At 46.8% G+C, this 299-nt stretch carries 1 protein-coding gene; it reads left to right on the top strand.

The window, feature by feature from the left end; all coding sequences use genetic code 11:
* Positions 1 to 299 (top strand): ATP phosphoribosyltransferase regulatory subunit (locus ACFIN0_RS10045; RefSeq protein WP_375702487.1); only part of this gene is annotated, 299 nt, incomplete at both ends.

Below are 299 nucleotides of genomic sequence, written 5' to 3'. Positions count from 1 at the left end.
TCCTTACTCACGGTAAATGCAAAAACAGCAGAAGAAACGCTTGATGCTCTCAGGCAAGTTGTTGGTCAGAGTGCTCAAGGGCTAGAAGGGGTTCGCGAGCTTGAAGAAATGCAAGCAATCTTTGCCGCTAATGGTTATCATAATCGCATTAAAATTGACCCTTCGGTGGTCCGCGGATTGGAATATTATACGGGGCCTGTTTTTGAGGCGGCATTGCTTTTTGATGTTTTAAATGATGATGGGCAAAAAGTTGTTTTTGGCTCTGTTGGTGGGGGCGGGCGCTATGATGGGTTGGTCGC

The organism is Bartonella sp. AA89HNZF (assembly GCF_042196905.1).
GTDB lineage: Bacteria > Pseudomonadota > Alphaproteobacteria > Rhizobiales > Rhizobiaceae > Bartonella.
Note: the sequence above shows the minus strand (reverse complement) of the source record. Positions and strands in the feature narration are given on the sequence as shown.